Source organism: Candidatus Infernicultor aquiphilus, assembly GCF_002784285.1.
Taxonomy (GTDB): domain Bacteria; phylum Atribacterota; class Phoenicimicrobiia; order Phoenicimicrobiales; family Phoenicimicrobiaceae; genus Infernicultor; species Infernicultor aquiphilus.
The window spans coordinates 1-10,264 of sequence record NZ_PFKO01000256.1; the positions used below are offsets into that span (position 1 = coordinate 1).

Sequence of the window (10,264 nt, forward strand, 5' to 3'; positions counted from 1 at the left end):
GTTCGATTCATCGGACCCGCAATGAAAACGGGTCGGATAAATCCGACCCCTACTGTAAAAGCAGTACTTTTATTCACTATCGACTAATTTAATAACTGAATAACCAAATAAGGAGGAAAGAAGATGAAAGTTTTAGTTTTTGGAGGATCAGGAAAGATGGGCTCTGTTGTTGCCTGGGATTTAGCTAAAAATTATCAAGTTGAAGAAGTAGGAATTGTTGGAATTACCGGCAGACAGGAAAATACTCTTAAAAAGATTAAAAAATGGATAAATAGTAATAAAATAGTGCTTCATGCCATTGACGTTAATAATCGCCAGGAAACTATGAAATTAATGGAGAAATATGATGTGGGGGCGATTGCTCTACCCAATAGAAAGTGCAGTTACAAAGTTGTGGATATGGCTATTGATACAGGGCTCAATACAGTAGATATTTTAGAAGAATATCATAGGAAACCAGATAAATATGAAGTTGAAGGTTTAGAAATTCCCAGTGGAATGACTTTAAACGAATATGGAGAATCACTTCACCAAAAAGCGGTAAAGAATGGAGTAACCTTTATTGATGGAATGGGTTTTGCTCCAGGGTTAACTAATATTACTTTAGGTGAAGGTATTAGGAAAATGGATCAAGCAGACTCAGCTATAGCCAGATGTGGAGGGATACCGGCTAAAGAGTTTGCCTACAAACATCCGTTAAAATATATGATTACCTGGACCTTTGAGCATGTTTTAAGAGAGTATATGGTTAAAGTAGATGTAGTTAAGGACGGTAAAATTGTAGAAGCAAAGGCAATGGATGATCTTGAAGAATTTAGATTTAACCAATTAGGTAGAGACGAAGAGTTGACCTGTGCCATTACACCAGGGATGCCCAGTTTTCTTTATACCAGACCACAACTTAAAGAATGTACAGAAAAGACTATTCGTTGGCCAGGTCATTGGGAGGGGGTGAAGATGTTAAAAGAATGTGGGATGCTTGAATCTACTCCGGTAAATTTTAAAAATATGAAGATATCTCCTCGTGAGTTTTTATCTTTTGTTATAACTCCCAGGCTTAAACCCTTAGAAGGTGAAACTGATGTTTGTGTAATGTGGAATACAGTAACTGGAGTAAAAAATGGTCAAAAAATAAGAATCGATTATTATATGTGGGAAGGAGCAGATCTCGAAAATGGTATTTCTGCTATGGGAAGAGTTACTGCCTTTCCCGAAGCAATTGCTACAGTAATGTTAGGAAAAGGAGAGATAACCAAGAAAGGGATAGTAGCACCTGAAGATGCTATAGAAGGAAAAATTTATGAAAAATACTTTGAAGAATTAAAAAGGAGGAAAATAAATATTCTTGAGGTTTCTAAGAAGATGTAATAAGATATTAATGGGTTAGTAAATTTTTTAGAATATTTAGTATACCAATTCAATTGGTTAAATTTTGGTAAAGGAGAAAAATTATATGACCAAATTCATTTCCCTTAAAACCAGTTTACCAGGACCAAAGTCCCAAGAAATTGCCCAAAGAAGAGAAAAGTATGTGGCTAAACCTATGGGAGATTCTCTTTCTCCCTGTTATATTGCCCATGGTGAGGGAGCCTTAGTTACCGATGTAGACGGTAATCAGTTTATTGACCTTACCGGGGGATGGGGATGTCTGGCAGTAGGACATACCCATAAAAAAGTGGTAGCTGCAATTAAGGATCAAGCAGAAAAATACCTACATACCGATTTTACGGCTATTCCCTATGAACCTCTGGTGGAATTAGCCGAGAAGCTGGTAAAGTTAACCCCCGGAAATAGCCCTAAAACAGCTGCTTTTTTTAACTCCGGAGCAGAAGCAGTGGAAAATGCGGTAAAGATTGCCCGAGCCTACACTAAAAGACCAGCTATAATTGTTTTTGAAAATGCTTTTCACGGACGGACTCTTCTGACTATGACTATGACCCATAAGGCGATGCCCTATAAATATCATTTTGGACCCTTTGCTCCTGAAATATACCGCCTACCTTTCCCCACTCCCTATCATCCTTCTATTGAAATTGAAGATTTTGAAAAAATACTGGCTAATACTGTAACCCCTGACTCTGTTGCCGCTATAGTGGTTGAACCTATCCAGGGAGAAGGAGGATTTAACCTTCCGGTAGAAGGATTTTTAGAGCACTTAAGAAAATTAACCAAAAAATATGGGATGTTGTTTATTACCGATGAAATTCAAAGTGGTATAGGAAGGACGGGAAGGTTTTTTGCCATAGAAAATTGGGATATAGAACCAGATATTATTTGCCTGGCTAAATCTTTAGCTGCCGGCCTGCCTCTTTCAGCGGTTATTTCTAAAAAAGAGATTACCGATTCCCTTCCGGGAGGATGTATTGGAGGTACTTGTGTGGGTAACCCAGTAGCCTGTAGAGCTGCTCTTGAAGTGATAAAAATTATCGAAGAAGAACACCTTTTAGATAGGGCAGTAAAGATTGGAGAAAAATTAAAAGAACGATTCCTTAAGATGAAAGATAAATATTCTATAGTAGGTGAGGTGCGTGGTATGGGAGCGATGATGGCTATAGAATTAGTAAAAGACAGAAAAACTAAGGAACCTGCCACAGAAGAAACTGCTCAGATTATTCAGGAATGTGTAAAAAATGGAGTGCTTATTGCTGGCGCAGGAATAAATAAAAATCTTTTAAGGATGCTGGTTTCACTCGAGATTACTGATGAACAGTTAGATGAGGCCCTCGATGTGTTAGAAAAGGCAGTTGCTGAAGTGTAGTAGGTTTTTTAGATTTTTAATAAAAAATAAAAATAAAAAGAGGATTTTTAAAAGTTATGTCGAATAAAATAATTAATGTTAAGAGGAGGAATATTTAATTGAAAAAAGATAGAGTTATAATAATGGGAGCAGCTGGAAGAGATTTTCATAACTTTAATGTATATTTTAGAAATAATTCAAATTATGAAGTAGTTGCCTTTACGGCTACTCAAATACCAGATATCGCCGGTAGGAAGTATCCTCCTGAACTTTCTGGACCATTATATCCTGAAGGGATACCAATCTATCTAGAAGAAGATCTATCCGATTTAATCAAAAAAAATGAAATAGACCAGGTAATTTTAGCTTATAGTGATCTTCCCCATCAGTATGTTATGGATAAAGCTTCCATAGTATTATCGAGTGGTGCTGACTTTAGATTAATGGGGCCAAAAAACACCATGTTAAAAGCTAAGATTCCGGTAGTATCAATATGTGCTGTACGCACCGGTTGTGGGAAAAGCCAAACTACTCGTAAGGTTAGCGAAATATTAAAAAGAAATGGCTACAAGATTGCTGTAATCAGGCACCCTATGCCCTATGGTGATCTTAGAGAACAAATCTGGCAAAGATACGAGACTTATGCCGATTTAGATTGTTATAATTGTACCATTGAAGAAAGGGAAGAATATGAACCTCATATCGATCGAGGAAATATACTCTATGCCGGAGTAGATTACCAAGAAATATTAACCAGAGCAGAAAAAGAAGCTGATCTAATTCTTTGGGATGGAGGGAACAATGATCTTCCTTTTTATCAACCGGATTTGCATATTGTGGTAACTGACCCTCATCGAGCTGGTCATGAGATGACTTATTATCCCGGAGAGGCTAATCTCAGAATGGCTGATGTGGTAGTAATTAATAAAATAGATACTGCTGAGTTAGATAAGATTAATCTTCTAAGAGAAAATATTCATCTGCTTGCACCCGAAGCTATTTTAATCGAGGCCGCTTCTCCACTTACCGTGGACCATTCCGAATTTATTAGAGGTAAGAGGGTATTGGTAGTTGAAGATGGTCCTACTTTGACTCATGGTGGAATGAAATATGGTGCTGGGATAATGGCGGCTCAAAAATTTGGAGCTAAAGAGATTATAGACCCCAGACCCTATGCCGTAGGCTCTATTGCCGAGACCTATGTTAAATATCCCGACATAGGCATCTTGTTACCGGCAATGGGATATGGTAAAAAACAGGTTCAAGAATTAGAAGAAACTATAAATGCTGCTGACTGTGATTTAGTCATTATTGGTACTCCTATTGATTTAACCCGAATTATCCAGATTAATAAGAAATCAATAAGAGTGAAATATGAATTGCAAGAAATTGGTAGACCGAATTTAGAAGAAGTCTTGAACCAAAAATTTAAAGACAGGAGGTGATATTAGGGGATTTAAGACATAATTAACAGATTGGTTATAATTGAGTGGTGAGAAAAAGTTTATTTTTTAAAAAAAGGAGAGTGAATTAAGAATGTATTATTGGAACAAGTATAAGAATATATTATTGTTGACTTTACTGGTATTTATGTTCTTTATATTATCTGGAATAGCTTGGGCTGCTGAAGAAGAAGTAGCAAAAAATTACGGCTTCTTATCTTTATTGCCACCATTAGTGGCTATTACTCTATGTTTTATAACTAAACAAGTTTTAGCCTCCCTGTTTATCGGTATATGGGTAGGAGCCACTATCTTAATAGGGTGGAATCCCCTAAGCGGGGTTACTAAAACCCTGGGTTATATTGTAGGGAATGCAGCAGATAGTTGGAATGCTACCATCTTACTATTTGACTTTGTGGTTGGCGGGCTTATTGGTTTAATCTGTCTTTCTGGTGGAGCCCAAGCCTTTGTTAAGAGTGTTACTAATAAAGTAAAGACTTCTCGTGGTGGACAAGTTACGGCCTGGTTATTCGGTTTGATAATTTTCTTTGATGACTATGCCAATTCTGCTATAGTTGGAAATGCCTTTAGAGCAGTATCTGATAAGTTGCGTATGTCTCGAGAAAAATTATCTTTTATTGTAGATGCTACCTCTGCCCCAGTAGCCTCTATAGCTCTAATTTCTACCTGGATTGGTTATCAGGTAGGGCTTATCGGTGATGCTATTGAAGGCACTTCAGTTACTATGACTCCCTATTCTATTTTTTTACATTCTATACCTTATAGCTTTTATAGCATCTTTGCTTTAATATTGGTTCTGGCCATTGCCTTATCTGGAAGGGATTATGGTCCTATGTTAAAAGCTGAATATAGAACAAGAACCACCGGTAAAGTTTTTGCTGATGGAGCAACCCCGCTTTCTGGTGGTAGTCAATTAAGAATGTTAGAAAATGTTCCACAGAAGACTATGAATATGGTTGTGCCTCTCGTTGCTCTAGTAGGAATTAGTATGTTTGGAATGTGGTGGACTGGGGGAGGAACTTCTGCCGAATCATTCATCGCCGCAATTTCCGATGCCGATGCTATGACTGCTCTTTTATGGGGAGCTTTTTTTGCAGTAATTATTGCCATAATTATGTATAAAGCTCAAGGTATTGGAACTTTAGCCGATATGATGGATGCCTTTATAGATGGAGCCAAAATGATGGTTTTAGCTAATTTGATCTTACTTTCCGCCTGGTCAATCGGTGATGTTTGCAGTGAAATAGGGACTGCTCCTTATGTAGTAAATGCTGCTAAAGGAGTAATTTCCCCCCTTTTATTACCTATGGTTATGTTTTTAATCTGTAACCTGATTTCCTTTGCTACCGGTACTTCCTGGGGGACTATGGCTATTGCTGTACCCATAGCTATTCCCTTAGCCCTTGCTTTAGGTGTTCCTTTACCTTTGGCCATATCTGCAATATTAACCGGTTCGGTTATGGGAGACCATTGTTCACCGATTTCTGATACTACTATTATGTCTTCGATGTTCTCAGGTTCTGACCATATGGACCATGTAAAAACTCAAATTCCTTACGCCTTTACCGCTTCTGGGGTGGCAGTGTTAGCTTACCTCGCAGCAGGAAGTGGTATTTCGGTAGGTTTAATATTACCTTTAGGAATAATATTAGTGGGAATTCTACTTTATCTATTTTCGTCAATTTCCGCAAAATCAGCTGGAATTTCCTTCCCTCTGCCTGAACCTAAGATAGAGGAAGTAAAAGAAGTTTAATACAAATTTTAGTTATTAATAAATAATTAAAAGATGAGGCCATCTTATTTTGATTGTAAAAAGGTAAGATGGCTTCATTTAGGTAAATTATGGTATTAGAAGGTTTTGAAATGAAAGGATGGATCGGTAAACTTCTTAGGATAGACTTAACTACTAAAAAAGTTAAAGAAGAACAACTTAGCGAACAGTTTGTCAAAAAATGGGTGGGAGGAAGAGGCTTTGCTATCAAAATTCTCTGGGATGAGTTAGAACCAGGAATTGACCCATTAGGGCCAAAGAATAAACTTATTGTTGCCGTTGGTCCTATTGCAGGTATTCCTGCTCCCAATACTGGGAAGACTGTGGTAGCTGCGAAATCACCTCTTACTGGAGGCTATGGAGATGGAAACTTAGGTACTCGGCTGACCATCCAATTAAAGAAAGCAGGTTATGATCTTCTAATTATTGAGGGGAAGGCAAATATCCCCACTTATTTATATATTAAAGATGATAAAATAGAATTTCTTCCGGCTAACGAAATTTGGGGCCAAGGTTCATATAAAAGTATAGGATGGCTTAATGAAAAATATGGAAGTTCGGCCGGTATTCTCACCATAGGTCAAGCTGGTGAGAATAAGGTTTTATATGCAATGATTCGTAGTATGGAAGGAAGAGCTGCAGGTAGACCTGGTATGGGGGCGGTAATGGGTTCCAAGAATTTAAAAGCCATTGTAGTTAAAGGAACTAAAGAGATACCTGTAGCTGAACCAGAAGCTATGAAAGAGCTGGGGCATAGTGATTTGAAAAAGGTGAGAAAAATAGATCAAAAAACTGGATGGTCTAAACAAGGTACTACCGGTGTTTTAGCCTGGTGTAATGAAGTAGCTGCTTTACCAGTAAGCAATATGAGAAAGACTTCTTCTAAAGATGCCTGGAAAATAGATGGAGAAAGGCTAAATGCTGCTCGGGTGGCTACCTATGGCTGTCCAAACTGTAGTATGCCTTGCGGAATAGCTATTTTAGATCAAGAAGGACATCAATCAGAATTGGACTATGAGAATATTGGAATGTTAGGAAGCGACCTGGAAATTTTTGATTTACCCCAGGTTGCCTCCTTGAATTATCTATGTGATGATTATGGAATAGATACTATTTCAGCGGGAGGAGTTTTAGCTTTTTATGCCGATGTGATTAAACAAGGTGTTATTAAAGGAGACTTTAAATTTGGGGAAACCGAAAAAGCCAAAGAACTTTTGAGAAAAATTGCCTATAGAGAAGAAGAGGGAGATTTTCTTGCTCAGGGAACTAAAAAAATGGCTGAAAAGATTGGTCAAGGCTCAAGCACTTATGCCATGCAGGTAAAAGGATTAGAAATATCAGCTTATAATTGTAAATTCATCCCCGGCATGGCTTTAGCTTTTGGGACCTCCTCTATTGGTGCTCATCATAAAGAAGCCTGGATTATCACTTATGAAATTAATGAGACCATAAGAGATTCTTATGACCAAGGAAAGGCAAAAAAAGTAATTGAATTACAAAGAATTCGAGGGGGTCTTTTTGAAACTATTGTGGCTTGTCGATTCCCTTGGGTTGAATTAGGTTGGGGAATTGATCACTATGTAGAATATTTTAATAAAATTACTGGATTGAATTGGAATCTTAATGATTTTTGGAAAGTAGCAGATAGAATTTATGCTCTTATTCGGGCCTTCTGGGTGCGAGAATTTCCTGATTGGGATAGAAATTGGGACTATCCGCCAGAAATTTGGTTTAACCCTTCTAATGCTGATAAAGAAGGAATTATCGCTGGGAAAGTCCTGGATAAGGATAAATATGGACAGTTACTTGATTATTATTACGAATTACGGAATTGGGACGCAAGAGGTATTCCTAAGCAAAAGACTATGCAAGAACTGGATTTAGAAAAAGAGTCTGTCGAGCTGGAAAAGTTTGTTTCCTTGAAATAATCTAGCTGTAAATGAATTGGATTTTACTTAAATGGTGAAGATTAAATTAAAAATTATCAGTTACTTAATCTATCATTCTGGATTTAGTGAGAAAGATTTAGAGCTTCCTCAATCAATAACTATGGAGGAATTATTATCTAAAATAAATCTAAAAAAGCAATTTCCCCTCGTAGTTATTCGCAATGGAGAGAAGATAAACTCCACTGATAAAATTGAAGATGGTGACAGAATTGTTATAGCGCCGTTTTTCTCGGGTGGGTAAATTAGAATAAATTTTTTGTAAAAAGAAAATGTCTTTAGAATAAATTAAAAGCAGGGGGTTTTTTAACCTCCTGTTTTTTATTTTATGGAGAAACATAATGCTTAATAGATAGGCAGGCCTGCCCTCATGAAAGCGGAGGAGACTGGTCCTACGTTTTCATAAATTATTGAGGGCGTATGCAATACGCCCCTACGTCTTTTTATTTCAACCTTATGCGATACGATATACTAACAACTAATTAATTGGTAAATTGGAGAATTGTTTTATAAATTTTTTCTTGCAATTTTTATTCAATAGTGATATGATTTGAATAGTTAGGTATACCTAATAATGATAGGTAAACCTTTAGATTAAAAATAATTTTAAGTAAAGCTAAGAGTAATTAAGAAGGGGGAGTAAAAATTAAATGACTACCCGAAATATGGAAGATTATCTGGAAGCGATATGGAATTTACAGAGTAGAAAAGGATACATTAAAGTAAAAGATATTGCCGATAAATTAGAAGTAACCCGCCCAAGTGTATCTGAGATGATTAAGAAATTGGCAGAAAATAATTATATATTATATGAGAAATATGGTGGAATTGTATTTACTGACAAAGGTAAAAAATTAGCCCGAGAGATTAAAAGACGCCACAGTTTATTGGTGGAATTTTTGAAAATTATTGGGGTTAGTGAAGAAAACGCTGATCAAGACGCTTGTAAGCTTGAGCATGATGTTTCCCCAGAGACTATCAATTGTTTACTCGAATTTATAGAATTTGTACATCTATTACCAGATAATTCTAAATGGGCAGAGAATTTTCAAAAATATTTAAAAAAGAAAGATATGCTATAAACCAAAAAGAATTATAAAAAATCTGTAATTTATCAAAAAATTATAAGGAGAGGATTAAACTAAGATGATAACTACTCTTGATTTAGTAAAGGAAAGTCAAAAAGTAAGAGTTATTAATATTTCTGGGGGATGGGGATTAAGACAACGTTTAGGAGGTTTGGGTATACATTTTGGGGATGAAATAGTTATAAAAAAAAGTGCTATTATGCATGGACCTATTTTGATTAGTGTTCACGGCAATCAAGTTGCTTTAGGTAGAGGAGTGGCAAGAAAAGTAACGGTGGAGGTAGGATAATGAAAATAGCTCTTATGGGACAACAAAATTCAGGTAAGAGTACTATCTTTAATAGTGTTGCGGGATATAAGGCAGTAACTTCTAATTTTCCTGGAAAGACCGTAACCTATAATTTAACTAAATTTAATCTTTTTGGTCAGACTTTAGAGTTAGTGGATTTGCCAGGGACCTATTCTTTAACCTCATTTGACCTGGCTGAGCTTGAAGCTCGAAAGTATTTGTTAAAGAATAGCGTTGATGTAGTTATAGATGTTATTGATGCTTCATTGTTAAGTAGAAGTTTAGAACTTACCCTTCAACTTTTGGAACTTAAAATACCTATGGTAATATGTCTGAATATGATTGATGAAGCTGATCGTAAAGGAATTAAGATTGATATTGAAAAGTTATCTAAAATTCTCGATGTTCCAGTAGTACCGGTAATTGCGGTAAAAGGAAAGGGAATAAAAGAGCTTTTTTCAACAGCCTATAAGATGGGAGAAAAAAAGAAAATAGGCAAAACTCTGAACTTTAGTAAAGATGTAGAGGAAGTGATAGAAAAATTATCGGCACAAATTAAGGAGAAGCAGATTAGTAAAGAATTTAATGTGCCTGAAAGATTTTTGGCTATTAAATATTTAGAGAATGATCGTTATTTTATGGAAGATTTTAAAAATAGAGATAAAAAAATTTTTAAAGAGATTAATTACTTTCAAAATTTGCTTAAAGAAGTTCACGGCAGACCTCCTGATGTAGTTATTTCCTCTGAACGGCATCATTTATCGATGAATATTTACGAATCTGTAGTTTCACTTACTAAGCCCCATGCAAGTTTAATAGATTATCTGGATAATGTCTTAATGCATCCAATTTTGGGATATATTTCTCTAGGTCTAATTTTTTATTTGTTTTTTAATTTAGTTTTTAAGGTGGGGAAAATAGTAGAAGAACCATTACTGAATTATTTTTATAGTATAATTCCTTTAATTGG

The 10,264-nt window shown here is 36.0% G+C and carries 9 protein-coding genes; all 9 read left to right on the forward strand.

The genetic code is table 11. The annotated features are described in order from the left end of the window. Window positions 1–123: 123 nt before the first annotated feature. Window positions 124–1,368, forward strand: a complete 1,245-nt coding sequence (locus COZ07_RS06850; protein ID WP_406607826.1) for a saccharopine dehydrogenase family protein — start codon at window positions 124–126, stop codon at window positions 1,366–1,368. An 85-nt stretch (window positions 1,369–1,453) separates the two neighbouring features. Next, window positions 1,454–2,758: an aspartate aminotransferase family protein gene (locus COZ07_RS06855; RefSeq protein WP_406607827.1), complete on the forward strand. Its 1,305-nt coding sequence runs from the start codon at window positions 1,454–1,456 to the stop codon at window positions 2,756–2,758. A 122-nt stretch (window positions 2,759–2,880) separates the two neighbouring features. Further along, a complete protein-coding gene (locus COZ07_RS06860) occupies window positions 2,881–4,182 on the forward strand; it encodes a cyclic 2,3-diphosphoglycerate synthase (protein WP_406607846.1) in 1,302 nt (433 codons plus the stop codon). A 91-nt stretch (window positions 4,183–4,273) separates the two neighbouring features. Then, window positions 4,274–5,953 (forward strand): Na+/H+ antiporter NhaC family protein, encoded by a 1,680-nt coding sequence (locus COZ07_RS06865; RefSeq protein ID WP_406607828.1) that lies wholly within the window; start codon window positions 4,274–4,276, stop codon window positions 5,951–5,953. Between the two features lie 110 nt (window positions 5,954–6,063). Next, window positions 6,064–7,899: an aldehyde ferredoxin oxidoreductase family protein gene (locus COZ07_RS06870; protein ID WP_406607829.1), complete on the forward strand. Its 1,836-nt coding sequence runs from the start codon at window positions 6,064–6,066 to the stop codon at window positions 7,897–7,899. Between the two features lie 31 nt (window positions 7,900–7,930). Further along, the gene (locus tag COZ07_RS06875) at window positions 7,931–8,161 is read left to right on the forward strand and encodes a MoaD/ThiS family protein (RefSeq protein WP_406607830.1); all 231 of its coding nucleotides are present in this window, start codon (window positions 7,931–7,933) and stop codon (window positions 8,159–8,161) included. A 406-nt stretch (window positions 8,162–8,567) separates the two neighbouring features. After that, a complete protein-coding gene (gene mntR / locus COZ07_RS06880; protein ID WP_406607831.1) occupies window positions 8,568–8,999 on the forward strand; it encodes a metal-dependent transcriptional regulator in 432 nt (143 codons plus the stop codon). 64 nt (window positions 9,000–9,063) lie between these two features. Then, window positions 9,064–9,294 carry a ferrous iron transport protein A gene (locus COZ07_RS06885; protein ID WP_406607832.1) on the forward strand — a complete coding sequence of 77 codons (231 nt, stop codon included), beginning with the start codon at window positions 9,064–9,066 and terminating at the stop codon, window positions 9,292–9,294. Beyond that, on the forward strand, window positions 9,294–10,264 hold a 971-nt coding region (locus tag COZ07_RS06890), incomplete at its 3' end, for a FeoB small GTPase domain-containing protein (protein ID WP_406607833.1). The genes COZ07_RS06885 and COZ07_RS06890, both read left to right, overlap by 1 nt.

Excerpts from the sequence above, each read along its gene's own strand:
- COZ07_RS06865 (WP_406607828.1), top strand. The coding sequence starts at position 4,274 with ATGTATTATTGGAACAAGTATAAGAATATATTATTGTTGACTTTACTG.
- COZ07_RS06860 (WP_406607846.1), top strand. The coding sequence starts at position 2,881 with ATGGGAGCAGCTGGAAGAGATTTTCATAACTTTAATGTATATTTTAGA.
- COZ07_RS06885 (WP_406607832.1), top strand. The coding sequence starts at position 9,064 with ATGATAACTACTCTTGATTTAGTAAAGGAAAGTCAAAAAGTAAGAGTT.
- COZ07_RS06850 (WP_406607826.1), top strand. The coding sequence starts at position 124 with ATGAAAGTTTTAGTTTTTGGAGGATCAGGAAAGATGGGCTCTGTTGTT.
- COZ07_RS06870 (WP_406607829.1), top strand. The coding sequence starts at position 6,064 with ATGAAAGGATGGATCGGTAAACTTCTTAGGATAGACTTAACTACTAAA.
- mntR (WP_406607831.1), top strand. The coding sequence starts at position 8,568 with ATGACTACCCGAAATATGGAAGATTATCTGGAAGCGATATGGAATTTA.
- COZ07_RS06855 (WP_406607827.1), top strand. The coding sequence starts at position 1,454 with ATGACCAAATTCATTTCCCTTAAAACCAGTTTACCAGGACCAAAGTCC.
- COZ07_RS06875 (WP_406607830.1), top strand. The coding sequence starts at position 7,931 with ATGGTGAAGATTAAATTAAAAATTATCAGTTACTTAATCTATCATTCT.